Source organism: Nocardioides carbamazepini, assembly GCF_024614185.1.
Classification (GTDB): domain Bacteria; phylum Actinomycetota; class Actinomycetes; order Propionibacteriales; family Nocardioidaceae; genus Nocardioides; species Nocardioides carbamazepini.
Map to the genome: position 1 here is coordinate 169,094 of NZ_JAHTLF010000025.1, position 24,588 is coordinate 193,681.

21 protein-coding genes are annotated in these 24,588 nt (G+C 72.8%); 11 read left to right on the top strand and 10 right to left on the bottom strand.

The genetic code is table 11. The annotated features are described in order from the left end of the window. Nucleotides 1–11: 11 nt before the first annotated feature. Nucleotides 12–2,198 carry an RNA degradosome polyphosphate kinase gene (locus KVF89_RS26850; protein ID WP_257430198.1) on the bottom strand — a complete coding sequence of 729 codons (2,187 nt, stop codon included), beginning with the start codon at nucleotides 2,196–2,198 and terminating at the stop codon, nucleotides 12–14. An 84-nt stretch (nucleotides 2,199–2,282) separates the two neighbouring features. Between KVF89_RS26850 and KVF89_RS26855 the strand changes: the two genes are divergently transcribed. Further along, a complete protein-coding gene (locus tag KVF89_RS26855; protein ID WP_257430860.1) occupies nucleotides 2,283–3,296 on the top strand; it encodes an alpha/beta hydrolase in 1,014 nt (337 codons plus the stop codon). Between the two features lie 14 nt (nucleotides 3,297–3,310). Here KVF89_RS26855 and KVF89_RS26860 read toward each other — a convergent pair whose 3' ends face one another. Further along, nucleotides 3,311–4,231 (bottom strand): LysR family transcriptional regulator, encoded by a 921-nt coding sequence (locus tag KVF89_RS26860; protein WP_257430199.1) that lies wholly within the window; start codon nucleotides 4,229–4,231, stop codon nucleotides 3,311–3,313. 150 nt (nucleotides 4,232–4,381) lie between these two features. On the opposite strand from KVF89_RS26860, the gene KVF89_RS26865 reads away from it, so the two are divergent. From KVF89_RS26865 to KVF89_RS26890, 6 genes are read left to right on the top strand one after another with little or no spacing between them, the layout of a single operon-like run. After that, nucleotides 4,382–5,593: a CaiB/BaiF CoA transferase family protein gene (locus KVF89_RS26865; RefSeq protein ID WP_257430200.1), complete on the top strand. Its 1,212-nt coding sequence runs from the start codon at nucleotides 4,382–4,384 to the stop codon at nucleotides 5,591–5,593. Further along, on the top strand, nucleotides 5,590–6,696 hold the full coding sequence (locus KVF89_RS26870) for a zinc-binding dehydrogenase (protein ID WP_257430201.1): 1,107 nt from the start codon (nucleotides 5,590–5,592) through the stop codon (nucleotides 6,694–6,696). The genes KVF89_RS26865 and KVF89_RS26870 overlap by 4 nt, the downstream gene beginning before the upstream one ends. A gap of 22 nt (nucleotides 6,697–6,718) precedes the next feature. Further along, nucleotides 6,719–8,218, top strand: a complete 1,500-nt coding sequence (locus KVF89_RS26875) for an aldehyde dehydrogenase family protein (RefSeq protein ID WP_257430202.1) — start codon at nucleotides 6,719–6,721, stop codon at nucleotides 8,216–8,218. A 31-nt stretch (nucleotides 8,219–8,249) separates the two neighbouring features. Beyond that, the gene (locus KVF89_RS26880) at nucleotides 8,250–8,744 is read left to right on the top strand and encodes a hypothetical protein (protein WP_257430203.1); all 495 of its coding nucleotides are present in this window, start codon (nucleotides 8,250–8,252) and stop codon (nucleotides 8,742–8,744) included. Next, nucleotides 8,741–10,126 carry a tripartite tricarboxylate transporter permease gene (locus KVF89_RS26885; protein WP_257430204.1) on the top strand — a complete coding sequence of 462 codons (1,386 nt, stop codon included), beginning with the start codon at nucleotides 8,741–8,743 and terminating at the stop codon, nucleotides 10,124–10,126. Before KVF89_RS26880 ends, KVF89_RS26885 begins: the two co-directional genes overlap by 4 nt. Beyond that, on the top strand, nucleotides 10,123–11,064 hold the full coding sequence (locus KVF89_RS26890; protein ID WP_257430205.1) for a hydroxymethylglutaryl-CoA lyase: 942 nt from the start codon (nucleotides 10,123–10,125) through the stop codon (nucleotides 11,062–11,064). Before KVF89_RS26885 ends, KVF89_RS26890 begins: the two co-directional genes overlap by 4 nt. A 53-nt stretch (nucleotides 11,065–11,117) precedes the next feature. Here the strand turns inward: KVF89_RS26890 and KVF89_RS26895 are convergent, their stop codons facing one another. The 5 genes from KVF89_RS26895 to KVF89_RS26915 form a co-directional block, all read right to left on the bottom strand. Then, the gene (locus tag KVF89_RS26895) at nucleotides 11,118–11,732 is read right to left on the bottom strand and encodes a hypothetical protein (protein ID WP_257430206.1); all 615 of its coding nucleotides are present in this window, start codon (nucleotides 11,730–11,732) and stop codon (nucleotides 11,118–11,120) included. 10 nt (nucleotides 11,733–11,742) lie between these two features. After that, on the bottom strand, nucleotides 11,743–15,249 hold the full coding sequence (locus tag KVF89_RS26900) for a coiled-coil domain-containing protein (protein WP_257430207.1): 3,507 nt from the start codon (nucleotides 15,247–15,249) through the stop codon (nucleotides 11,743–11,745). A gap of 11 nt (nucleotides 15,250–15,260) precedes the next feature. After that, the gene (gene mshD, locus KVF89_RS26905) at nucleotides 15,261–16,142 is read right to left on the bottom strand and encodes a mycothiol synthase (protein WP_257430208.1); all 882 of its coding nucleotides are present in this window, start codon (nucleotides 16,140–16,142) and stop codon (nucleotides 15,261–15,263) included. Nucleotides 16,143–16,162: 20 nt separating this feature from the next. Continuing rightward, nucleotides 16,163–16,984, bottom strand: a complete 822-nt coding sequence (locus KVF89_RS26910; RefSeq protein WP_257430209.1) for an SGNH/GDSL hydrolase family protein — start codon at nucleotides 16,982–16,984, stop codon at nucleotides 16,163–16,165. Nucleotides 16,985–17,273: 289 nt separating this feature from the next. Next, complete coding sequence (locus KVF89_RS26915) at nucleotides 17,274–18,002, bottom strand: response regulator transcription factor (RefSeq protein WP_257430210.1); 729 nt, start codon at nucleotides 18,000–18,002, stop codon at nucleotides 17,274–17,276. A gap of 126 nt (nucleotides 18,003–18,128) precedes the next feature. On the opposite strand from KVF89_RS26915, the gene KVF89_RS26920 reads away from it, so the two are divergent. From KVF89_RS26920 to KVF89_RS26935, 4 genes are read left to right on the top strand one after another with little or no spacing between them, the layout of a single operon-like run. Continuing rightward, entirely contained in the window at nucleotides 18,129–18,404 is a 276-nt protein-coding gene (locus KVF89_RS26920) for a MoaD/ThiS family protein (RefSeq protein WP_257430211.1), read from the top strand. Between the two features lie 34 nt (nucleotides 18,405–18,438). Further along, nucleotides 18,439–19,797: an O-antigen ligase family protein gene (locus KVF89_RS30515; RefSeq protein ID WP_257430212.1), complete on the top strand. Its 1,359-nt coding sequence runs from the start codon at nucleotides 18,439–18,441 to the stop codon at nucleotides 19,795–19,797. Nucleotides 19,798–19,800: 3 nt separating this feature from the next. Further along, the gene (locus KVF89_RS26930; protein WP_257430213.1) at nucleotides 19,801–20,628 is read left to right on the top strand and encodes an FkbM family methyltransferase; all 828 of its coding nucleotides are present in this window, start codon (nucleotides 19,801–19,803) and stop codon (nucleotides 20,626–20,628) included. Between the two features lie 6 nt (nucleotides 20,629–20,634). Beyond that, the gene (locus KVF89_RS26935; protein ID WP_257430214.1) at nucleotides 20,635–21,846 is read left to right on the top strand and encodes a glycosyltransferase family 61 protein; all 1,212 of its coding nucleotides are present in this window, start codon (nucleotides 20,635–20,637) and stop codon (nucleotides 21,844–21,846) included. Nucleotides 21,847–21,936: 90 nt separating this feature from the next. Here the strand turns inward: KVF89_RS26935 and KVF89_RS26940 are convergent, their stop codons facing one another. From KVF89_RS26940 to KVF89_RS26950, 3 genes are read right to left on the bottom strand one after another with little or no spacing between them, the layout of a single operon-like run. Further along, complete coding sequence (locus tag KVF89_RS26940) at nucleotides 21,937–22,656, bottom strand: sugar transferase (protein ID WP_257430215.1); 720 nt, start codon at nucleotides 22,654–22,656, stop codon at nucleotides 21,937–21,939. A gap of 3 nt (nucleotides 22,657–22,659) precedes the next feature. Next, complete coding sequence (locus KVF89_RS26945) at nucleotides 22,660–23,397, bottom strand: hypothetical protein (protein ID WP_257430216.1); 738 nt, start codon at nucleotides 23,395–23,397, stop codon at nucleotides 22,660–22,662. Beyond that, nucleotides 23,394–24,584, bottom strand: a complete 1,191-nt coding sequence (locus KVF89_RS26950; RefSeq protein WP_257430217.1) for a glycosyltransferase family 4 protein — start codon at nucleotides 24,582–24,584, stop codon at nucleotides 23,394–23,396. The genes KVF89_RS26945 and KVF89_RS26950 overlap by 4 nt, the downstream gene beginning before the upstream one ends. Nucleotides 24,585–24,588: the final 4 nt, after the last annotated feature.

Here is a 24,588-nt window from a genome sequence, read left to right on the forward strand (position 1 = left end):
TCAGGGGCCGTTCAGGCGGTGGTACGACGCCTCCGCTGCTGCTCGATCAGTGTCTCCTGCAGGTGGACGGTGCCGGCGTTCCGCTTCCACTCGCCGTCGGCGCCCAGCTCCCACGCCTGGGTCGTCGGCGCGAACGCGAGATCCAGCAGGCGCCGTACCTCGTCGCGGCTGGCCCCGGGCAGGCGCACCAGGACCTCGACCCGACGGTCGAGGTTGCGGTGCATCAGGTCGGCCGAGCCGATCCAGGTGACGGGCTCGCCGCCGCCCTCGAAGGAGAAGATCCGGCTGTGCTCGAGGAAGCGGCCCAGGATGGAGCGGACCCGGACGTTCTCGCTGAGGCCGGGCACGGCGGGCCGCAGGGCGCAGATGCCGCGGACCAGCAGCTCGACGGGCACCCCCTCGCAGGAGGCGAGGTAGAGCGCGTCGATCGTCTCCTCGTCGACGACCGAGTTGGCCTTGAACCGGATCCCGGCGGGCCGCCCCGCCCGGTGGTGCTCGATCTCGGCATGGATCTGCTCGACCAGGCCGGCCCGGACCGAGTCGGGGGCGACCAGGAGCTCCTCATAGGTCGCCTTGCGGGACCAGCCGGACAGGTTGTTGAACAGGTGGGCGACGTCCTCGCCGATGGTGTCGTCGGTCGTGAGCAGGCCGAGGTCCTCGTACATCCGCGAGGTCTTGGGGTTGTAGTTGCCGGTGCCGATGTGGGTGTAGCGGCGGATGCCTCCCGCCTGCTCGCCCTCGTCACGGACCACCATCGCCAGCTTGCAGTGCGTCTTCAGGCCGACCAGCCCGTAGACCACGTGGCAGCCGGCCTGCTCGAGCTTGCGGGCCCAGCGGATGTTGGCCTGTTCGTCGAAGCGCGCCTTGATCTCGACCAGCACCAGCACCTGCTTGCCGGCCTCGGCCGCGTCGATCAGGGCGTCGATGATGGGCGAGTCGCCGGAGGTGCGGTAGAGCGTCTGCTTGATCGCCAGCACGTGCGGGTCCGCCGCCGCCTGCTCGATGAAGCGCTGCACCGACGTGGCGAACGAGTCGTAGGGGTGGTGCAGCAGCACGTCACGACGGCGCAGCGCCTTGAACACGTCGACCGGCGCGGCCGACTCGAAGTCGGCCAGGCGGGTGTGGGTGCTGGGCACGAAGGACGGGTACTTCAGGTCCTCGCGCGGCAGGTCCGCGATGGAGTGGAGGCCCCGCAGGTCGAGGGGCCCGGGCAGCCGGAACACCTCGTTCTCGCTGATGTCGAGCTCGGAGACGAGCAGCTCGAGCACCGACGGCGCGATCGACTCCTCCACCTCCAGCCGCACGGGCGGGCCGAACTTGCGACGCAGCAGCTCCTTCTCCAGGGCGGCGAGGAGGTTCTCGGCGTCGTCCTCCTCGACCTCCAGGTCCTCGTTGCGGGTGACCCGGAAGGTGTGCGCCTCCAGCACCTCCATCCCCGGGAAGAGGCGACGCAGGTGCGCGCCGATCACGTCCTCCAGCGGGACGAAGCGGGCGTTGCCGAGCGCGACGAAGCGGTCGAAGTTCGAGGGCACCTTGACGCGGGCGAACAGCTCCTTGCCCGACTTCGGGTTGCGCAGCACGACCGCGAGGTTGAGCGAGAGCCCGGAGATGTAGGGGAAGGGGTGCGCCGGGTCGACCGCCAGCGGGGTCAGCACCGGGAAGATCCGGTCCTTGAACAGCCGCTTGCACTCCTTCTGCTCGTCGCGGTCCAGGTCGGCCCAGCGGACCAGGTCGATGCCCTCGGCGCTGAGCGCCGGGATCACGTCGTCGTGGAACACCCGGGCGTGGCGCTGGCTCAGCTCGGCAGAGGCGCGCCAGATCGCCTCGAGCACCTCCAGGGGCATCAGGCCGCTGGCCGCGCGGACCGCGAGACCGGTGGCGATCCGGCGCTTGAGACCGGCCACGCGGACCATGAAGAACTCGTCGAGATTGCTGGTGAAGATCGCGAGGAACCGGGCCCGCTCCAGCAGTGGCAGCTCGGTGTCCTCGGCCAGCTCGAGCACCCGTTCGTTGAACCGCAGCCAGGACAGCTCCCGGTCCACGAACCGGTGGTCGGTCGCCCCGATCGCCTCGACCAGTGCGGGATCGGGGGTGTAGCCGTGCCCCTGGAGGCCGTCGGCGCGGTCGTCGGGAACGGCCGTCAGGGTGCCGGTGTCGGCGTCCGGGACGAGGGACGTCGGCTGCTGCTCGGTCGACATGCTCGCGAGTGTGGCACCTGCCGGTGAACGGCAGGTGTCGCCTGCGGGGACGGCCGTACCCGAAGTATGTTGGCTCCCGTGAGCATGCGAACCGCCGTCGAGGCCCGGGCGCTGACGACGCTGATGGGACTGCCGCCCCGGGTGCAGCGGCTGATGACGGGCGGCACCCTCGTCCTCGACGGGCAGACGCTGGCGGCCGACCTGCACCTGATGCTGACGATGCAGCGCCTGGCCCGCAGGGGAGACCTCGCCGGCGAGGGCGTCGTCCAGGGCCGGGCGGCGATGCGTGAGAACGCCGTCCTGGCCGGTGGGCGCCAGCCGATCGGCCGGATCCGGGATCTCGCGGTCGCCGACCTGCCGGCCCGCCTGTACGAGCCGTCGACACCCGCCGGGCGGGGACTGCTGCTGTTCTTCCACGGCGGCGGCTTCCTGTACGGCGACCTGGTCTCCCATGACGCGCCGTGCCGGGTGCTCGCCGAGAGGTCGGGCGTGCGGGTGCTGGCGATCGAGTACCGCGTCGGTCCGGAGGCCGCGTTCCCGGCCGCCTTCGACGACGCCGAGGCGGCACTGCGCTGGGTGCACGAGCACGCCGCCGAGCTCGGGGTGGACCCGGACCGGGTCGGCGTCGGCGGTGACTCCGCCGGAGGCAATCTCGCCGCCTACACCGCGATCGTCGCCGCCCGCGCCGGTCTCCCGCTGGCGTTCCAGCTGCTCGTCTACCCGTGCACCGACGCCGACCGCGCCACCGACAGCCTGCGCCTGTTCGGCGAGGGCCTCTACCTGACGGCGGAGTCGATCGCCTCCTTCAACCGCAGCTACCTGCCCCGCACCGAGGACCAGGACGACGAGCGGATGAACCTGCTCGACATCGACCTCCCCGAGGGGCTCGCGCCGGCGTACGTCGCCACCGCGGGCTTCGACCCGCTCCGGGACGAGGGTGAGGCGTATGCCCGCCGGATGGCCGACGCGGGTGCGGACGTCGAGCTGCGTCGGTACGTCGACCAGGTCCACGGTTTCCTGAACATCGTGGGTGTCGGCCGGAGCAGTCGTGCCGCCGTACGCGAGATCGCCGGACGGCTGCGCGCAGCGCTGGTGTAGCCGCTCCGGCCGGGTCAGCCGGCTCGTGAAGCACCGTCGGCGAACATCGTGCCCAGTGTCGCGATGACCCGCCCGGCTGCCGGTGAGGTCGACCTGTCGGGGACGGTGACGATCCCGAGAGTGCGGTCGACCTCGGGGGAGGCGAGCGGGGTGGCGGCGAGGTCGGCGAAGGCCATCAGGGGCAGGACGGTCGCCGGTGCCGCCGCGACGCCCAGCCCGGCAGCGACCAGGCCGGCGATGACCGCGATGTTCTGGGCCTCGATCGTGTCGGCGGGCCGGGCGTCCAGTGCGCCGAGGGTCGCATCGGTGAGGATGCGCAGGCTCGAGGACGGCCCGAACATCACCAGGGTCTCCTCCGCCAGCTCGCGCCAGGTCACGGTGTCGCCGTCGGCGAACCGGTGATCGTGGGGGTGCACCGCGTGGAACCGGTCGGACAGCAGCGGGGCGAAGGCCGTGCCGGCGGGAAGGCCGGCGTCGCCCGCGATCGCCAGGTCCGCCCGTCCGGCGACGAGGTCCTCGATCGCGTCGTGGGCGAGGACGTCGTGGATGTCGATCGTGACGTCGGGGGCGTCCACGCGCAGCCGCGCGACGAGTGAGGGCAGCAGGGTCGCCGCGACGGAGGGCAGCGCCGAGATCCGGACCAGTCCTCCCGCCCCGTCGCGGAACAGGGCGAACTCCCGCATGCCGCGTTCGTGGTCGGCGACGAGGCGGGTGGCGATGCGGACGAACTCGCGTCCGGCCGGGGTGGGCTCGACGGAGCGCGTCGTACGGTCGAACAGCCGGATGCCGAGGCGTCGCTCGGCGTCGTTCACGGCGCGACTCAGCGCACTCTGCGACAGGTGCGCCCGCTCCGCGGCCATCGTGAAGCTCCGCTGCCGGGCGACGTCCAGCACCAGGCGGAGGGTGCGCAGGTCGAGGTCGCGGGGGACGAGCATCCGGACATTATGCCGCTGTGCGCATCAATCAATGTGCATTGAGGCGTGCAGAGAAAATGCCCAGTGCATACGGTGACGGTCGTCATAGCGCCCGACGTGACCGGCGCCACCAGGCAGAGGCGACGCCCGACGTCGCCGAGAGAGTGAGAGATGACCCCCGTTCCCGTCCCCCCGGCTCCGTCGTCGGACGACTTCCGCCCCCTCGCCCACGTCCGCGTGCTCGACTTCACCCGCGTGCTCGCCGGCCCGTACGCCACGATGTCGCTCGCGGAGCTCGGCGCCGATGTCATCAAGGTCGAGATGCCGGGGTCCGGTGACGAGACCAGGGCCTGGGGCCCGCCGTTCGTCGGCGACTCGAGTGCCTACTTCCACGCCGTGAACCGCGGGAAGCGGAGCATCGCGATCGACCTCACGACCGCGGAGGGACGCCGTACGGTCGACCGCCTGCTCGCGACGGCCGACGTCGTCGTCGAGAACTTCCGGCCCGGGGTGGCCGAGCGGCTCGGTCTCGCCGCGGACGAGGTCATGGCCGCCCATCCTCGGCTGGTCTACGCCTCCATCACCGGCTTCGGTCGCACCGGCCCTCTCGCCTCCGACGCAGGGACCGAGGTCATCGTGGAGGCCGCCTCCGGTCTGATGAGCGTCACCGGGGTTCCCGGTGGGGAGCCGGTGCGCTTCGGTGTGGCCATGGTCGACCTGGCGACGGGGCTGACCATGATCAACGGCGTGCTCGCGGCGCTGCTCGAGCGGGGACGTACCGGTCGCGGACGCCGGGTCGACGTGTCGCTGTACGCCACCGCGGTCAGCGCGCTGGGAACGGTGATCGCGTCGTCGTCGGCCGGCGGAGGCGCGCCGCGTCCGTGGGGGAGCGCGCATCCCTCGATCGTCCCCTACCGGGCGTTCCGGGCCGGCGACGGTCACGTCGTCCTCGGGGCGACCAACGACGCGATGTTCCAACGACTCGTGACCGCGCTGGACCTGGCTGCCACGTCCGAGGCGGTGCAGTGGCGCACCAACGCCGACCGGGTCACCGATCGCGACCGGGTCGAGCTCGTCGTCCAGGAGGCGGTCGGCCGTCTCACGGTCGAGGAGGTGGTGGCCCGGCTGCGCCGGCACGGGGTGCTCGTCGCGGCGGTCCTCGATCCCGACCAGGCGGCGCGCAGCGAGCAGGCCCGGGCGCTCGGGCTGACCACGGAGCACGACGGCGTGGTGATGACACGGGGCCCGCTCGCCGCGGGCGGCGCCGATCGGCTCGGCCCGGCGCCGGCCCTCGGCCAGCACACCGACGAGATCCTCGCCGAGCTCGAGGCCGAGCCCGCGCGCGAGCATGGACGCGACGACTATCAGGAGGTGGCGAGATGAGCGCGACAGGACGCGCGGCGGTGCTGCGTGACTTCGGCCAGGACTTCACCGTCGAGACCTTCCCCCGGCCGAGGGCGGACGCCGGCGGCCTCGTTGTCGAGATCGAGACGGCGACGGTCTGCGGGTCCGACGTCCACGCCTGGAAGGGGCAGCTGTCCCTCGACGTCTCGCTGCCGATGATCCTCGGCCACGAGATGGCCGGGCGCATCGTCGAGATCGGGGACGGCGCCGACGTCGACAGCGTGGGGCAGCCCCTCGAGATCGGCGATCGGGTGGTCTGGGCGCACGCATCGTGCGGCCGGTGCCACGAGTGCACGGTCGAGCAGACCCCGGTCCTGTGCTCGAACCGCTACATCGGCTATCTCAACGACTGCTCCGTGCCGCCGCACTTCACGGGGACCTTCGCCGAGTACGGCGTGGTCCGCCCCGACGCGGGACGGGTACGGATCCCCGACGGCGTCGACTCGGCCTGGGCGTCGGCGGGAAGCTGTGCGCTCCGCACGGTGGTCAAGGCCCTCGACCTGGCCGGCTCGGTCGATCGCGACGACACCGTCGTCGTGCAGGGTGCCGGACCGCTCGGACTCTTCGCGACGGCACTGCTGTCGCTCGCCGACCCGCGCCGCCTCGTGGTGGTGGGCGGCCCCCAGGACCGTCTCGACCTGGCCGCGGAATGGGGGGCCACGCACACCGTCCTCGTCGACCCGAGCGCCGACCCAGCCGGGCGCATCGACGAGGTCATGTCGATCACCGGCCGCGGTGCATCCGTGGCGTTCGAGCTCGCCGGCGCGCCGGGCGTCGTCGGCGAGGGGGTGCGGATGATGGCGCGCAACGGCCGGTACGTCGTACTGGGCACGCTCGGCGGGGCGCCGCAGCCGGTCGACGTCGCGACGATCGTGACGCGCGGCCTCCGGGTCACCGGCTCGATGAGCGGCGCGATCGGCGACTACCACCGGGCGATGCTCGCGCTCGACCGCTACCAGGACCGCTTCGACTGGGACCGGATGCTCGGCTCCACCTACGACCTCGACACCCTCGGCGACGCGATGGAGGCGATGGTGGCGATGACCGAGATCAAGCCGATCGTCCGTCCCGCCGGCCGCTGACCAGATGAAGAAGGAGATCCCCATGGTCGCAACCGACCGCGCCGACCTCGACAGCCTGCGCCCCGCACTCGACGACCACCGCACGCCCCTGCCCGGAGCCTTCGGGCTGGACGTCGCGGGCGAGGTGCGCGAGCCGCACGGGTGGCACGACGACGTGGACCCGGCGACGGGCGACCGGCTCGCCACCGTCGCCAGTGCCACCGCCGAGGAGATCGCGGATGCCGTCGCGGCCGCCCGCGCCGCGGCGCCGGCCTGGGCCTCGCGGCCACCCGGCGAACGCGGCACCCTGCTGCGACGACTCGCAGACCTGGTGCGTCGTGACCAGGAGGTGCTCGCCCGGCTGGAGACGCGGGACACGGGCAAGCCGTTGGCGCAGGGGCGTGCCGACATCACCGCGGCCGCCCGCTACTTCGAGTTCTACGGATCGGTGGTGGAGGGCTTCCTCGGCGACTCGATCCCGCTCGGAGCCGGCTCTCTCGCCGTGGTGGAGCACGTCCCGCACGGGGTCACCGGCCACGTGGTCCCGTGGAACTACCCCGCACAGATCACGGCGCGGTCGGTCGGCGCAGCCCTGGCCGTCGGCAACGCGACGGTCGTCAAGCCCGCCGACGAGGCCCCCCTGGTCGCCCTGGCCTACGCGCGACTCGCGCGCGAGGCCGGCTTCCCCGCGGGTGTCGTGAACGTGCTGCCGGGCGGCGCCGAGGCCGGGTCCGCGCTCACCGCGCATCCCGAGGTCGACCACGTGTCGTTCACCGGCTCGGTCGTCACCGGTCGCTCGGTCGCCCGCGCGTGCGCGGATCGAGGACGCCCCGTCCTGCTCGAGCTCGGCGGGAAGTCCGCCCACCTCGTCCTGGAGGGCGCCGACATCGACCGCGCGGCTCCCGTGATCGCTCGCGCGCTGCTGCTCCACGCCGGTCAGACCTGCACCGCCGGCACCCGGGTCGTCGTCCACGAGTCGCTGCACCGCCGGCTGGTCGACGCCCTCGTCCCGTACTTCGCCGAGGCGACGCTCGGACCCGGGCTGACTGACCCGACCGTCGGCCCGGTCGTCTCGGGGGCGCAGGCCGATCGGGTCGCCGGCTTCCTGGACCGGGCCGCCGCGCAGGGCGCGGTGATCGCGGCGGCGGCGAAGCCGCCCGCCGAGGCGCTCGGTGGCTTCTTCGTGCCGCCGGTCCTCTTCGACCAGGTCGGCCAGGACACCGAGCTGTTCGCCGAGGAGGTCTTCGGGCCGCTGCTGGCCGTCACGCCGGTGGACTCCGACGCCGCCGCGGTCGCGGCCGCGCACAACAGCCGCTACGGACTCACCGCGGCGGTGTGGTGCCAGGACGTCGACCGGGCGCTACGGGTCGCGCGGACGCTCGACGTCGGCCAGACCTATGTCAACGGCTACGCGCCCGGTGGTGGCGTGGAGCTCCCGTTCGGCGGGACCCGGGACAGCGGCTACGGACGGGAGAAGGGCGCCGAGGCGCTCCGCGAGTACTCCCGGGCCCGCACGCTGTTCGTCGACATCGCGGGCGCCTGAGCGCCCCTATCGATCCACGGAAGGAATGGTCATGTCACAGGTAGGCGCCTCTGCTTCGCAGGGGCCGGAGGCGGGGCTCGTCGAGGTGTGGGGCGACACCGTCAACGAGACCCACGTGAAGATCTCGGTCCTGCTGGGGGCGGGACTCGCCGTGCCGACGTTCCTCGTCGCGCGCGAAGTGCTCTCCGCGACGATGGAGAACCAGGACCTCGCCAAGACCTACGCCATGCTCGCGGGCCTGTTCGCCTGCCTCGTCGCCGCGATCGTGTCGGCGCGCCTGTTCGAGCCGAAGCGGATCGTCAGCGAGCAGACCCTCGACCGGGAGCAGCAGATCGAGGCCGCGCTCGACATCGCGCGCCAGCCGCTCGGGATGGGGCGACTGTCCGATCTCGACGACGCCGGCCGCGAGGAGCTGCGCCGTCTCGGCCTCGAGGAGGTGTTCGAGGAGGCCGAGCGCCGCCTCGCCGCGCAGGCCGACCCCGACGGGCCGCACGTCGACGCCGCCGGGCCGGGAGCGGCGCGGTGAGCGCCGAGCTGCTCGACGGCATCACAGCCGCACTGCTCGCCGGCCTCGCCGGCGCCGTCATCTTCTCCCTGCTCGGACTCGTCTCGGGCACCGACGAGACGGCGACCCTCGCCCCGCTGACGCTGGCGGTGGTCCTGCTCGGCGTGCCCCCGGCCGGCGTACTGACGTTCTTCATCGCGGGCGCCGCGGCCAAGCACATGACCCACGCCGTTCCGACCACCCTGCTGGGCATCCCCGGCGACACGATGGCGATCGCGCTGATGGAGGAGGCCAACTCGCTGCGGCGTCTCGGCGTGCCGCACATCGCGCTGCGCAAGATGGTCTCGGCCGCCGTGCTGTCCGCGCTGATCGCGATCCCGGTGTCCGTGCTCGCCGCCAGCGCGCTCGCGACGATCGCCGACGACATCAAGCAGGTCATCCCGTACCTGTTCCCGGTCATCGCGATCGCGATCGCCTATCTGTCGAAGGGCCGCTGGGCGTCGGTGATCGCCCTGGTGCCGCTGACGGCGATGATCACGGGCCTGAACACCTTCGTCGCCGCCGAGACGGGCAAGACGCTGGCGATCAGCTTCTTCGTGGGACTCGCCGTCGGGCCGATGATCGTCGACCTGGTCGGCCTGGCCTCACCGCTGACCCGAGCGTCCCTGCTGCGCGATCGCCGGCCCACCTTCTGGCTGGCGCCCGAGGACGGAGCCGACGGCTCCGCCGCCGCCGCGCCGCGCAACCCGTTGCGGGTGCTGTCGCGCTCCGAGGCGACGACGACCGCGGCCGCGGCCGGTGTCACGAGCCTGACCTTCGTGGTCAGTCCGCTCGCGATGGCCATCCTGGTCGGCGACATCGTCGGCGCCCGCGTCAAGCACGCCTACCAGCGGCTCACCCGAGTGATCTCGGTGCGCAACGGCGTGACCGACTCGACCTATCTGGCGGAGACGCTGATCCCGCTCGTGGCCGTCGGCCTGCCGCTCAGCCCGATCGCCGCCGGCGCCGCGGCCCCGCTGTTCAACGCCCCGCCCGTCTTCACCGTCGGCGGCGACGGCGTCGAGCTCCACAACCTGCACACGCTCCTCAGCCCGACGCAGTTCCTGGTGTACGGCCTGATCGGCGTCCTCGCCGCCGCGCTGATCGCCTACCCGCTGACGGTGACCTATGCCCGCCGCGCGGCGCTCTTCGTGGCGCGCAACCTCAGCCACGAGGCGGTCGTCGGTGCCTTCGCGGGTCTGGTCCTCGTCGTCGCGATGTACGAGGGCGGTGTCTGGGGCGTCGTCGTGATGCTGACGGTGGGCCTGGTCGGTGGCGTCCTGAACAAGGTCATCGGCATGCACGTCGGGGTGCAGTGCATGGCGTACTACGTCTCCGTCCTGACCGTGCCGGTGCTGCTGTGACGGCACGCGCGGACACCCTCGGCCTGCCGGCTCCCCATCCGGGGGCCGGCCTGCCGGCCGAGGTGACGGTGTACGAGGTCGGAGCCCGCGACGGGCTGCAGGCCGAGAAGCGGACCGTCCCGACCACCGCCAAGGTCGAGCTGATCCACGCCCTGCTGGAGGCGGGCCTGCCGGTGGTCGAGGCGACGAGCTTCGTCTCGCCGCGTTGGGTCCCGCAGTTGGCGGACGCCGCCGAGGTGCTCGCCGGCCTGGGCCCGGACCTGACCCCGCACCCGGTGCTGGTCCCCAACGGCACGGGGCTGCAGCGCGCGCTCGACGCCGGCGCGCGCTGCGTCGCGGTCTTCGTCAGCGCCACCGAGACCTTCGCCCGCAGCAACCTGAACCGTTCGCTGGAGGAGGCGCTCGCGGCCGCTGTCGAGGTGGCGGCCGAGGCGAGGAGCCACGGACTGCGCGTGCGTGGCTACGTGTCGATGTGCTTCGGTGACCCGTGGGAGGGGCCGGTCGCGCCGACGCGGGTCGCGGCCGTCTCCCGTGCCCTCGTCGACGCCGGGTGCTACCAGGTGTCGTTGGGCGACACGATCGGCGTCGGGACGGCCGGACAGGTCCGCGCCGTCGTCGACGCGCACGGCGACGCCGGCGTCGTACCCGGAGACCTGGCCCTGCACTTCCACGACACCTACGGGCAGGCCCTCGCGAACGTGTACGCCGGACTGCAGGCGGGTGTCGCCTGCTTCGACAGCTCGGTCGCCGGCCTCGGCGGCTGCCCGTTCGCCGGTTCGGCGACCGGCAACCTGGCCACCGAGGACCTGCTGTGGATGCTGGCGGGCCTCGGGATCGGGACCGGGGTCGACCTGATGGCGGTCGTCCGGGCCGGTGCGGTGATGTCGGACCTCCTTGAGCGGCCACGCAGCCGGGTCGCCGCGGCCCTGCTGGGTTGACTCCGCCGCGGGCGGCTCGTCCGCCGGGCGTCGGGCGGGCCGGGGCCGGCGACTCAGAGCTCGGGGCGGTGCTCGCGCAGCTGCCGGACGAACTCCTCGGCATCGACCATCGAGCCGTCGACCACGAACGGGTCCATGCCCTTGCGTGGGAACCGCACCGCCCAGCCGGCATCGCCGGGGCGACCGACCATCTCGACCCGGGTCCCCGGCTTGCGGACGTCGAAGCGGTGCGTGGACTCGCCCTGCTCGACGTAGACGATGCCCCGGACGACACTGACCTCCACCGGGACGACGCGGGTGCGTGCCGCGGCCCAGGCGAGCCCGATCGCGATCAGCACCATCGCGATGCCGAACGGCGTGCCGAGCTTGCCGTTGATCAGCGTCAGCAGCGCCACCATGCCGGCCACGATCGCCGTCGCGCCGAGCACCATCGAGAGCACCCGGGGGTCACTGCCGTCGCCGGTCAGCCGGTCGCCGGTCAGCGGCTCGCCCTCGAACAGCGACAGTGAGTCTCCGCCCGGTTCCTCGAGCGCGCTGACCTGCGCCCGCGCGCTCGCCAGCTCCGTGGTCAGCCGCGCGACCTCCTCCTGGCTGGCCGTGAGCCGACGGACCAGTTCGTCACGCTCCTGTCGGAGCGCGACCACCGGGTCGACGTCGGGCTGCGTCATCGATCTCCGGTCACAGGTCGCGACGCCACTGGCGCAACGCTTCCAGGAAGGTGGGGGCATCGACCATCCGGGCGTCGATCACGACCGGCGACATGCTGCGCCGGAGGATGAGCACCCGCCAGGACTTCGACCCCGGCGTACCGGTCTGCTCGATCTTGGTGTTCGTGCTGGTCAGGTCGAATGTGCTGTTGATGTCGCCCTGGGTGACCTTGAGGACGCCCGTCTCGTCGATGCTGACGCTGCGCGAGGAGTTGCTCGCCTTGAGGGCGTAGCCGAGCAGGATCGCGGCCACGACCGTGAGGGTCGCGCTGAAGGCGATGTCGTCGGCCAGGGTGCCCTTGATGGCCATGCGGCCGACCATCGCGGCCAGGCCGATGGCGCCCAGGATCGCGAGCGGAGCGAGGCTGTCGCTGCCGCGCTTGGCGTGGAACGGGACCCGCTTCACCGTCGCCGCGCGCGCGGCCACGGCAGCCGCGACCGGCTCGGGCTCGTCGATCTCGGGCTCGTCGACCACGGGCTCGTCAGCGGCCGGCTGCGCCAGGGTCGCGGGTTCGGGTTCGGGCTCGGGTTCGGGCTCGGATTCGGGCTCGGGTTCGGGTTCGGGCTCGGGTTCGGGCTCGGGTTCCGGCTCGGCGTCGACCAGATCCGCGGCCGGTGCGTCGTCGTCCTCGGCCGCGACGTCCAGGGTCTCGACGTCGTCGAGGAACTCCTCGGTCTCGTCGGCCGCGGCGGACGCGCTCGCCGTCGCCCGCCACTGCTCCAGCAGCGAGGGGGCCCGCTCGGCCGGCGCGCTGACGTCGGCGACGTCAGCGGCCTCCGGCGCGTCGGGGACCTCCGGGCCGAGCTCCACCGCAGGGGAAGGGGCGGCCTCCGCGGCGAGCCGGGCGCGGATCTGGGCCATCTGGGCGGCCAGGTCGTCGACCGGCGGGACGTCCGATGCCGGCTCGGCGTCGACGAGTGCCTCGACGTCCGGCGTCGCGGCCTCCGGCTCGGCGACGGATACGGGTTCGGGCTCCGCCGCGAAGACCTCGGGCTCCGGCTCGGGTTCCGGCTCGGGCTGGGCCGTGACGACCTCCGGCTCCGGCTCGGGTTCCGGTTCGGGCTGGGCCGCGACGACCTTGGGCTCCGGCTCGGGCTCCGGCTCGGGCTGCGGCTCGGGCAGGGGAGCGGCTGCCTCCGGCTGCGGCTCGGCGGGGACCTCGGCCGGTGTCGCGATGTCGACGGGTTCCGCGGTCACCGGCGCGACCGGGGCCTCGGGCTCCGGGCGCAGCTGGGCGCGGATCTGCGCCACCTGCTGGGCGAGTGCGGCGGCGTCGGCGAGCGCACGTTCGCGCTCCTGGGCGAGCTCGGCGGCCCGGGCCTCGGCCTGCTCGCGGGCGCGGGCGTGCTCGAGAGCCCGTTCCTCGGCCTGGACGAGGTCGGAGCGCAGGCCCTCGACGGCGCTGGCGTGGGCCTCGGCGGCGAGCTCGAGCTGCTCTCGGGCGGCCTCCTCGGCGAGGCGACGCGCCTCGGAGGCGTCCAGGGCCCGGCGCTCCGCGGCCTCGGCGGTCTCGAGGGCGACGCGCGCCATCTCGGCCTGCTCGAGGGCGGCCTGCTCCGCGGCTCCGCGGGCCTGGTGTGCCTCCTGGGCGAGGCGCGCGTGGTCGGCCGCGGCCTGCTCGGCCACGGCCCGCTCCTCGACGGCCTGGCGGGCCAGGGCACCGTGCTCCTGCGCGCTCGCCGCCGCCTGCTCGGCGAGCAGGCGGGCCCGTTCCTCGGCAGCCTCGGCGGCACGGTGGGCGTCCTGCGCGAGGGCGGCCTGCTGGCGAGCGGCCTCCTCGGCGAGGGCACGTGCCTGGGCGATCTCCGCCGAGCTCCGCTCGGCGGCCTCCCGCTCCTCGAGCATGCGGCGGGCGAACTCGGCGTGCTCGGCCGCGCTGACCGCCGCAGCCTCGGCCATCACCCGGGCGTGAGCCTCGGCGGCCTCGCGTGCTTGGTGCGCCTCGGCCGCGAGCCGGGCCTGCTCGACCGCTCGCAGCTCGGCGGCCTCCCGCTGCGCGGAGGCGGCGTTGGCGAGCCGGTCGGCCTCGGCGCGGGCCTCGTGGGCGAGCTGGGCGGCCTCCTCGGCGGCCAGCCGCTCGGCCGCCTGCTCGGCGGCGGCCAGCTCGGCGTCGCGACGCAGCCGGGCGGCGAGTGCGGCGACGACCTCGGCGTTGTCGGGTACGACGGCGGCGTCCTCCGCCACCCCCCCGGCGGCCTCGGCCGGCGCGATCAGCTCGGCCTCGATCTCGGCGCGGGCGTGCGCGAGGACCTCTTCCGGGCGACGGGGCGCCTCGGCCCCATCGCTGATGTGGGGGATCGGCTCCTCGAGCAGGGGTGCCTCGACGAGGTCCGGCCGGGGTCGGGTCTGCGGCTTCGGCGCCGTGCTCGTCCCCGGCCGTCGCCGCAGCCGGGCCAGTCCCTTGGGTTGGGGGACGGGCGTCGGTTCCGCGAACCCGCCGTCGACGGCGGCCGCGATCACCCGCTGGCCGGCCTCCTCGTCGCTCAGCCGACGCGCGGGCGGGTTCGACTCGTCCACGACCTCCGGCTCGTGCTCCGCTTCGGGCTCGGGGTCCGCGTCGAGCTCTGCCTCCACCGGCGCCACGTCGTCGGCAGCCACGTCGTCGGTAGTTGCGGTGTCGTCGATCCACTCCGCCGTGAGCGGGTCGGTCAGCGGGTCGGTCAGCTGTTCGAACGCCTCCGCCGAGGCGTCCGGCTCCGGCTCGGTGGCATCCGTGCGAGCGCCGGCCTCCGCGGGCGCGGCCGCGGCGATCGAGTCGCCGAAGGGGCGCCGGGTGGCGCGCGCGATGATCTCCGACCAGTCGTCCGGCGCGGTCGCGCCATCGGCTTCCTGCCGTGCGTTCGCGTCCGCGTCGTCCTCGGACGATGGCCCGGTCGGCTCGGTCCGCCCGGGCGGTGCGGTCGACTCCTCGGCCGGATCCGCACCCGGCTCCGAGCGCATCCGCTCCAGCCGGTCGGTCAGGGTGCCCCGCAACGTCGGGTCGTCGGGGGTCGTGGCCGGCCCGGCCTCGAACTCCTGCGGGTCGATCTCCGTCAGCGGGCGGCCGAGGGACCGGTCGATGACACTGGCCCAGTCGGTGGCGGGGCCGGAAGTGGCCGGCCCACCCGAGGTGTCCCCGACGGGGGCGGAGGGCTCGACGAACGCGGTCCAGTCGATGTCCTCGATGTTCTCGGCGTCATCGGCGGTGCGCGGCCCGCCGGCCCGGTTGCCGACCCGCGCCACGAGGTCGTCGACGGACTCGTCCCCGACCACCGGGGCGGAGGACGCGATCTCGTCCTCGACCTCGTCCTCAGGTGGCACCGAGGTGTTGCTGCGGCGCAGCAGCTCCTGGATGTCATCCCGGTCGAGCTCGCCGACGACAGGTCCGTCGTCGGCGCGACGGCGCAGGAGCCCTCTGCGTCCCCGGCCGCGTCCGGGACGCGACTCAGCGAGCCGGGAGTCCTCGGGACCCGGCTCGTCGTCGGTGACAGAGCTCATGGTGGGTAAATCTACTCACCGGTCGCGGAGTTACGGGCAAGTTCCGGGCGCTGGTACTGCACGTGGGTGTCGGCCGCCGCGTGGTGGAAGCCGAGATCCTCGTAGAGCCGGCGGGCGGGCGCGTTGTCGGACTCGACGTACAGCAGCACCTCGGCGACACCGCGGGCGGCGAGGTGCTGCAGTCCGGCGACGGTGAGCACCCGGCCGAGCCCCCGGCCCTGGGCGGCGGGGGAGACGCCGACGACATAGACCTCGCCGAGCGACGCGTCGTGCTGCTTGGTCCAGTGGAAGCCGAGCAGCGTCTCGTCGTCGTCGACCGCGAGGAGCAGGCCGGCGGGGTCGAACCACGCCTCGGCCATCCGCTCGGCCAGGCCGTCGGCGTCCATCCCCCCCTGCTCGGGGTGGTGCGCGAAGGCGGCGGCGTTGACCGCGAGCAGCGCGTCGGCGTCGCTCGCGCCGTAGTCCCGGATCCGTACGCCGGCAGGAGGCTCCACCGCCGGCAGCGGTACGACGGCGGGCCGGCGCATCACCCACAGCTCTCGGGTGCGGGCGAACCCCCAGCGGGCGGCGAGCGCCGCGGCGGCGGGGTGGTCGCCGTGCGACCACGCAGTGAGCGCCCCCGGCTCGGCGACGGCGAGGGTGCCGAGGACCGTGCCCAGCCCTCCGCCCCGGGCCGACGGGGCGACGACGAGGTCGAGCTCCGTGCCGCGGCGCAGGGCGAATCCGTCGACGGTCACCCAGGCGTCGATGCCGGAGAGCCCATGGTGCTTGAGCCGGAGCGCCACGGCCTCGTCGACGGGATCGGTGCCGTCGACCTCCCGGCTGGCGTCGCGCACCCGGCCGATCGCGTCGAGGGCGGGTGCGTCGGTCAGCAGCGGGAGGTCCGAGGTCACCCCTCCGACGGTAGCGGGCGTCAGCCCTCGCGCACCGAGTCGGGCTGGCGCAGGTGCGGTTGGGTGCGCGTCCACTCCTGGATCCGGGCGGCGAGGGTGCGGCCGACCAGGTCGTGCGCGTCGGGGGAGAAGTGGAAGCCGTCCGGGACGGCGTCGTCGCGGACCGGGTACGCAGCGGAGACCACGTCGTTGGTGGGGAAGACCTGCACCTCGCGATCACCCTTCGCGGCGACGGCCTCGGCGAGGAGCCGGTTGAGCAGCTCGACGCGCCGCGGCATGCCGGGGAAGAGCTGCACGCCGTAGGTGCCCGGCAGCGGCGTCTCCATCAGGATCACGAGGGGACTCTGGATCTCACGCACCCGCGTGGTGGCGCGCATGATGTCCGCGACGGCGTTGCGGACCCGGCGCTCGCCGTACCGGGTGGGGAGCCGCCGGTCGAGCGCGGTCTGCGCGCGCACCAGGGAACGCCACAGGGGGCGCAGCACCCTCATCCGGTACGCCGTCGACAGTCGTCGTGGCAGCCAGGTGAACGCGTTCGCGTGGCGCTCGAGCCAGTTGGGCCAGAGCAGGTGCAGTGTCTCGTAGTGGCCGACCATGTAGATCACGACGTCGGGCGAGAAGCCGACGACATCGCGCTCCCACCGGCGCACGACCGTGGATGTCGGCATCCCGCCGACGGTGACCGTGCGAACCTCGGTGGGCTGTCCTGAGGCGAGCAGCTCGCGCTCGACCACCCGGGGGAAGCCGAGGTTGCTGCGCGGCCCGCTCATCGGGCTGGTCCAGCCGGCCGTCGATGCCCCCCGGATGAAGATCCGGGTCGGGAGCCATCCGGTCTCGTTCACGGGACGACCTTAGGGGATGTCTCCCGTGGATGGCGGGCGATCAGACGTGCCGGCCGGGTTCGCGCGGCGCCAAGACTCCGGCACGTTGAGTCGTCACTTCTGACCCGTTGAGTCGTCAGATTCGGCTCGCTCAGCCGTCACTTCTGGCTCTTGCCGGCGACAGCCGGTTCGACGACTCAAGGGGTTCAGATCCGACGACTCGACGGGTCAGAAGTGACGACTCGACAGGTCAGATCCGACGACTCAAGGGGTCAGATCCGACGACTCAAGCCTCCCAGTGGGCGGTCGATCAGACGCCGTGGCGCTCGACCTCGGACGCTGTCGCGGACTCCGTGTCCTTGGTGGGCAGCACGAACCGGTAGCCGACGTTGCGGACGGTGCCGATCAGCGTCTCGTTCTCGGGGCCGAGCTTGGCACGCAGCCGTCGGACGTGGACGTCGACGGTGCGGGTGCCGCCGAAGTAGTCGTAGCCCCAGACCTCCTGCAGCAGCTGCTGGCGGCTGAACACCCGGCCCGGGTGCTGGGCGAGGAACTTGAGGAGCTCGAACTCCTTGAAGGTGAGGTCGAGCGTGCGGCTGCCGACCTTCGCGGTGTAGGTGGCCTCGTCGACGACGACCTCGCCGGAGCGGATCAGGTGGGCGTCGGGGTCCGCGGCGTCGCGGACGGCGGTGAGCCGGCCGATCGCCAGTCGGATCCGGGCCTCGAGCTCGGCCGGTCCGCAGGTGTGCAGGACGACGTCGTCCATGCCCCAGTCGTGATGGACGACGGCGAGGCCGCCCTCGGTCACGACCAGGAGGACCGGGATGTCGGTGCCCGTGGTGCGGATCAGCCGGCACAGGTCGCGGGCGCCGGCGAGGTCCTGCCGTCCGTCGACGAGGAGGAGGTCCGCCGCGGGGGCGTCGAGGAGGGCGCTGCCCTCGGCGGGCAGGATGCGGACCTGGTGGCCGAGCAGTGCGAGCCCGGGCAGCACCTCCGCCGAGGGCTGCAGGGCGCTGGTCAACAGCAGGAGCGTGCTCATCTGGCCTCCTCGCCGGAACCGCCGTGGCAGCACCGAGTCGAGACCGAAACGCACCGTTGGGCCCCGGCCAGTTTTCTGATGGGGCACGATACCGACACAGGCACGTAATGGGGAAGGGGCGTCGGGGTGAGTGAGACGCAGGTCATCCGGGTCCGGTACTGGGCCGCCGCCCGCGCGGCGGCCGGGATCGCGGAGGAGGAGGTCGTCGTCGCCGGTCCGCTGACGCTCGCCGAGCTGCGGGCCGAGGTGGTCGGGCGCCATCCGGGAACCCGGCTGCCCGAGGTCGTCGGCATCTGCTCGGTGCTGGTGGGCGAGCGCCCCGTCTCCTCCGAGGATCCGGCCGCGGTGCTGGTCCGCCCGGGGGACACCGTCGAGTTCCTCCCCCCATTCGCCGGAGGGTGAGACCGCGGCGGTGAGGCGCACCTATACTCCCCGGGTGCTCGCCTCGCCCCGAAAGCCACGTCCGCCCGGGCGGGTCAGGGCCGACAGCGCGGTGGTGACCCTCTGCCTGGTGTCGCTGGCGGTGGTGCTCGCGGCCCTGGCGAGCCAGGGCACGATCGCGTTGATCGCGGCCGGTGCCGTCGCCGTCTACGTCCTGCTGCTGGCGCTCGTCGGTCGCGAGCGCACCGCGATCATCACCCTGATGGGCGCCTTCGCCACCGCGCCCATGTACAAGGGGTTGGCACCCTCGCCGAGCTCGCTGGCGACGGCCACCGACGGCCTGGTGGCACTCGGCGTGCTCCTGCTCGTCCCGTCGCTCTTCAACAAGCGGATCGAGGTCCCCGGCCTGTTCGCGCTCGGGGTCACGGTCGTGTTCGTGATGTCCTCGATCGCATCGGTGGCGTCCCCGGAGCCGGCGAAGAGCTATCTGACCATGATCTTGTGGTTGGGCGTGATGGCCGGACTGCCGGCGGTCTTCGCGATCTGGCGGCCCAGTGACTTCGTCATCGATCTGCTGTGCTGGTGCTACGTCTTCGGGCACATGGTCAGCTTCGGCTACGCGATGTACTACGGCCCGTCCAACCAGGGCAGGTACGGCGGCCTCGCGACCCACCCGAACTACTTCGCCCAGGGCGGGCTGATCACCTTCTGCGTGCTGCTCTACCTGCTCTACCGCCATCGCACCTGGATCGTGCGCACGGTGATCGTCGGCGCCGGCCTGGTGTGCGGCGCGACGATCTACCTCAGCGGGAGCCGGGCGGCGATGGTGGTGGCCGCCGTCCTGATCGTGATGATCCCGGTCGTCGAGCGCTCGGCGATCATGGGCTTCATCTACGCGCTCGGAGGGGCGCTGTTCGTCATCGCGATCCCCATCCTGGTCGACATCAGCGGGGAGACCTCCTCGCTGGGACGGCTGGTGGGGGGCAGCAGCTCGGGCTTCTCCGACCAGGCCCGCGAGCTCGGGCAGCAGAGCGGCATCGAACGGTTCCTTTCCCATCCGTTCATCGGGACCGGGCTGATCGACCTGTTCGAGATCCACAACATGTACCTGGAGATCGCCGCTGCCATCGGCGTTTTCGGCCTCGCCGGGTACCTCTGCGTGATTTTCGTGTTCGCGAGGCCATTGTTCAGTGACGTTCCGCATCGTCGGCTGTTGTATGTCGCGTGGGCCTTCATCGGGTTCGGCGCAACGGTGCCGGGCTTCTACGACCGCAGCATCTGGGTGCCCCTCGCCCTCGGTGCCGTGGCCGTGATGGAGTACCGCCGAACAACACCCTGGTTCCTGTCCGGACGACCGTCAGGAACGCCCCCCACGGCGCTCGCTCCGGGCGGTGCCGGCCCCCCGAAAGGCTGATCGATGACGCTCGTCCGCAGTGGCGCCCACCTGGCCAAGCGCGTACGCCAGACGCCCCAGCTGTTCCGCAACTTCCCGGAGGTGTTCTGGGACCTCGGGACGCACCGGACGCGCCTGCGCCGCCAGGAGATGACCTTCCGGATGCGCAACGGGTACGTCGTGACCTGCCCGAACGTCAACGGTGCCCGGTTCCCGCTCTACGAGATCTTCGCGGACGACGCCTACCACCTGCAGGAGCTCACCTCCGGCGTCGACGCCGACGCGGCCGTGCTGGACGTGGGCGGACAGATCGGCAGCTTCTCGCTGGCGCTGGCCGAGGTGCTGCCGAAGAGCCGGATCCACGTCTACGAGGCGTCACCGGTCTCGGCGTCGTACATCACCCGCAACGTCGAGGACAACGGCCTCGGTTCCACGATCACCGTGCACGGCGAGGCCATGGCCGGCGAGCCCGGTGAGTTCACCTTCGTCGACAGCGGGACCGCCAGCGGACACAACGGCCTCACCGCCCCGGGTTGGATGAAGGAGCAGGGTGCCACCGAGGTGACCGTGCCGGCGCAGTCCTTCGACCGTGCGGTCGCCGACATCGAGGCCGAGGGCCGCTCCGTGCAGATCGTGAAGATGGACGTGGAGGGCGCCGAGTACGACATCGTGCTGCGCAGCGCCCCGGCGTCGTGGGCCCAGGTGCGCAAGGTCGTCATGGAGTACCACCCGGTCGAGGGCCACACGCTCGACGAGCTGCTGGCCTTCTTCGCCGGCGTCGGCCTCGAGCCCGGCCGCCACGACCCGGGCCTGCGCCCCGGCCTGGGGGTCATCTGGCTCTCGAGGTCCTGAACCTCCGTGAGCCGACTGCCGTCACAGCTGCAGCCGCTCTGGCCGATCGTCAAGCGCGGGCATCGCTGGGGTGCCCGGGTGGTGGGTGCCGCCGGCCGCCGCACGGTCGGGCCCGCGCGCGGACTGCCGCGCACCGGCAGCGACCGGTCCCGGGAGACCGCGCTGCTGGAGCCTGCCACGACCCGGGTCCTCCCCGTGGGCGACGCCTTCACGGTGCGGCGGACCCCGCCCGCCGGTGAGCCGTCGGGGCACTGGTACTTCGCGGACCGCCTGGAGCAGCAGGTGCCCGAGCGCTTCGTCCTGGAGCTGACCGAGGGGCGGCTCCAGGGCCGACACGCCGCGGTCGTGACCTCCGGGGGTGTGCTCGACCTGGAGACCAGCCACTACTTCGACATCGCCGGCTGGCGTGAGCACCCGGTGTTCTGGAACCCACGGCCGCGCCCGGCCGAGCGGGTGGACGGCACCGTGGCGGTCCTCGCCGCCCGCGGCACGGGCCACAACTACTACCACTTCCTCATCGACGCGCTCCCGCGGCTGGCGATGCTCGATGCGGCCGACCCCGGCCTGCGGCCGGATCGGTGGGTGGTCGACACCGCCACGCGCTACCAGCGCGAGCTGATCGCGATGCTCGGGCTCGACGGCGACCGCCTGGTCGCGCCCGGCCCCGGCTTCTCGCTGCAGGCCCGTCGCCTCCTCGTGCCCTCCCTGCCCAACGTGAGCACCCTCGTCTCGCCCGAGACCAGCGCCTGGCTGCGGGACCGGCTGCCGCCGACCGGTGCCACGAGCGGCCTCCCGGAGCGCCTCTACGTCACCCGCGGCACGACTCCGAACACGCGACGGATGGTGCAGGAGGAGGCCGTCGTCGCGCTGCTGCGCCGACGCGGCTTCGCGGTCGTGGATCCCGGGAAGCTCAGCGTCCAGGAGCAGATCGACCACTTCGCCGCGGCGCGGGTCGTGGTGGCCCCCCACGGCGCGGCGCTGACCAACCTCGTGTTCGCGCGCGATGGTGTGCGGGTGCTCGAGTTCTTCGCGCCGACCTATCTCAACGGCGGCTACTGGTCGATCGTCGGCAACATCGCGGGGAGCCGCTACCGGTACGTCGTCGCCGACGGCCCCCGCGCGACGCGCGCGGGGCGTCCACAACGGGGCGTGATGGACGACATCGACCTCGGGCCCGCGCGGGTCGACGAGGCCTTGGAGCAGCTCCTCGCCGACTGATGGCGCCTCGCCCCATCGCTCGCCCGCTGGATCTCGCCGTGCCGATCGGCGCGGTCGAGGAGTGAACGGCGAGGAGTGAACGGCGAGGAGTCAGGCGACCTCGGTGTTGTCGGCGCGCGGGGAGGCGTGCTCGTCGAGGGCGACCACGGCGCGCGAGCCGCTGTTGCGGGCGATGAGGTCCATGACCTCCCCGTAGCTCAGCGACGGCTTGAGGTGGGCGACGATCAGGACCGTGCGGAGCAGGATCGTGAAGTCGAGCCGCAGCCGGTAGCCGTCGAGGACGGCGTGGCAGTAGGCGCCCTCGATGCGCAGCCGCTCCGAGTCGGTGAGGGCGTCGCGACCGACCAGCTGGGCCGGGCCGGTGAGGCCGGCCGCGGTGAGGAACCGGTCGCCGGCGTAGGAGTACTCGTCGAGCAGCGCGTTCATCACGTTGGTGGGCAGCGGCCGGTTGCCGACGATGCTCATCTTGCCGCTCAGCACGTGGACGAGTTGGGGGATCTCGGTCAGGCCGCACCGCTCGAGGAGCCGGCCGGCCCGGGTGTAGAGGGGCGAGTCCGGGGCGATGTTGAGGAAGCGGGTGTTGGTGACCGGCACGGTGTCGCGGTTGACCAGCTTGTCGGCGTTCTTGACCATCGTCCGGAACTTCACGACCTTGGTGGGATCGCCGCTCCCGACGAGGCGGTTGGACCGGTAGAACACCGGCCGCCCCGCGGTGAGCAGGATCAGCAGCGCGCCGCCCACCACGGCTGGCAGCCACACCACGGCAGCCAGGCTGACCACGACCACGTCGAACACCCGCTTGATGTGCATTCGCTACTCCCGTGCTCTTCCGGTCGACCCGCTGTCCCTAGCGCCCCCCAGCGCGCCGCGGTCTCGTCCCGATGAGAGACTCAACGAGCGGAATGCGAAAGAGATACTCCTCACGGCCAGCCAAATTCGTGCGTCCGCTCCGACCGTCCGTCCGGCGGGCCGTAGGCCGGGGTCGAGCGCGATCCGCGCCAGCCGTTCGTACGACGCGTGGAGGCGGTGCCACGGCGGTCCGCCCCGGCCCGGCCGCAGCCGCCCGGGATAGAGGACCGCGAGCCGGCCCCCGGTCCGCGTGACCCGTTGCTGGAGCAGCTCCTCGAGCAGGCACTTCCAGCCGCCGTAGTAGCGGCGGTCGTCTCCCGGGGCGAGCGCGATGACGGTCGAGACCAGCACCACCTCGACGGGACGGCCACAGGCCAGCACCTCGTCGACATAGCCGAGGTCGCGGCGCACCGTGGCGAGATCGGCGTCGAAGTCGGGCTCCAGCGGGTGGACCGGGCCGAGGGCCGCGACGACGAGGCGGACCGGCCCGTCCCCGAGGGCGCGGACCCGATCGGCGAGCTCGCCTGCCGAGGCGTCGACGATGTCGGCCGCCGCGAGCCCGGTCGCCGCGGCGACCGCTCCCACGTCCGCCGGGTCGCGCGCGACGGCGAGCAGGGGGGAGCCGCGGCGGTCGTCGACGACGGCCCGGCCCAGTCGGGTCTTCGGGCCGAGGAGGACGGTCGCACCGGTGAGCCGACTCACCGACCGGCCTGACCCAGGATGGTCTCGAACCGGTCGGCACACCCGGACAGGGCGAACTCCTGCTCCGCGAGGTCGCGTGACGCCTCGCCCAGCTCCTCGCGCAGTTCCGCATCGGCGACGACCCGGGCGACCCAGGCGGCTGCCTCCGGCAGGGACCGGGCGTCGGGAGCGACCACAGCGCCACCGGCCTTGGTGATCAGGGTGGAGGCGAGGTTCTCGCTGGGCATCATGCCCAGCACCGGGCGCCCCGCGCACAGGTAGGAGAGCGTCTTGGACGGCACCGAGAAGGCACCCGCCTGCTTGTCGAGCAGGACGACGAGGACGTCGCCGGAGCCGAGCACCTCGGACAGCCGCTCGTAGGGCTGGAAGGGGAGCAGGGTGACCGGTACGTCGAGGCGCCGGGCCTCCTGCCGGATCACCTCGATCGCCGGGCCCTCGTTGACGACCACGAGGCGCACCGGCCGGCCCGCGTCGATGACCTGGCGGGCCAGGCCGACCAGCAGGGTCGGGTCGTGCTTGAGCCCGAGGGTGCCGGAGTAGAGCAGCGTCGCCGTGTCGTCGAGCGCCTGCTCCGCGGCCCAGCTGTTGGCGCGCGGCACCGGCACGATCTCGTCGAGCGGTGCCCAGTTGGGGATCACGGTGACCTTGTCCGCCGTCCCCCACTCCTCGTGGACGGGGACGAACGACGGCGCGATCACCACGATCGCGGCTGCGCGGCGCGAGACCCATCGCTCGGCGACGCTGAAGGCGGTGGCGACGATCCGGAACAGCCCGCCCAGCTTGTCGCCGGCGAAGGACTTCACCGCGACGGCGTACACGTCCTGGTGCCACAGCACCCACGGCCGTCGCATCAGGGCCATGCCCAGCGCGAACACCACCAGCGTGGGGATCTGTGCGTTGGACAGCATCGCCGTCCGGGCACCCGTACGACGCACCTGGCGCAGCAGCTGCCAGCCGACGACCGCCTCGATCAGGACCCGCTTGGCGAACTTGTCCTTGGCGATCGGGGTGGTCGGGCCGACCGGGTCGAAGACCAGGGTCTCGCCCGGCTCGGCGCTCAGGTGCCCCTTGCCGGACACCCAGCCCGGGCAGAAAGAGTGGGTGACGGTGTGCCCCCGCCGGGCGAGCTCGCGGCTGAGCTCGACCTGGAACGGGTGGCCCGAGTAGTCGTGGACGAGGATGCGCACGTCG

Coding starts and splice junctions, on each gene's coding strand:
- KVF89_RS26850 (WP_257430198.1), bottom strand. CDS start 2,198: ATGTCGACCGAGCAGCAGCCGACGTCCCTCGTCCCGGACGCCGACACC.
- KVF89_RS26855 (WP_257430860.1), top strand. CDS start 2,283: ATGCGAACCGCCGTCGAGGCCCGGGCGCTGACGACGCTGATGGGACTG.
- KVF89_RS26860 (WP_257430199.1), bottom strand. CDS start 4,231: ATGCTCGTCCCCCGCGACCTCGACCTGCGCACCCTCCGCCTGGTGCTG.
- KVF89_RS26865 (WP_257430200.1), top strand. CDS start 4,382: ATGACCCCCGTTCCCGTCCCCCCGGCTCCGTCGTCGGACGACTTCCGC.
- KVF89_RS26870 (WP_257430201.1), top strand. CDS start 5,590: ATGAGCGCGACAGGACGCGCGGCGGTGCTGCGTGACTTCGGCCAGGAC.
- KVF89_RS26875 (WP_257430202.1), top strand. CDS start 6,719: ATGGTCGCAACCGACCGCGCCGACCTCGACAGCCTGCGCCCCGCACTC.
- KVF89_RS26880 (WP_257430203.1), top strand. CDS start 8,250: ATGTCACAGGTAGGCGCCTCTGCTTCGCAGGGGCCGGAGGCGGGGCTC.
- KVF89_RS26895 (WP_257430206.1), bottom strand. CDS start 11,732: ATGACGCAGCCCGACGTCGACCCGGTGGTCGCGCTCCGACAGGAGCGT.
- KVF89_RS26900 (WP_257430207.1), bottom strand. CDS start 15,249: ATGAGCTCTGTCACCGACGACGAGCCGGGTCCCGAGGACTCCCGGCTC.
- KVF89_RS26915 (WP_257430210.1), bottom strand. CDS start 18,002: ATGAGCACGCTCCTGCTGTTGACCAGCGCCCTGCAGCCCTCGGCGGAG.
- KVF89_RS26930 (WP_257430213.1), top strand. CDS start 19,801: ATGACGCTCGTCCGCAGTGGCGCCCACCTGGCCAAGCGCGTACGCCAG.
- KVF89_RS26940 (WP_257430215.1), bottom strand. CDS start 22,656: ATGCACATCAAGCGGGTGTTCGACGTGGTCGTGGTCAGCCTGGCTGCC.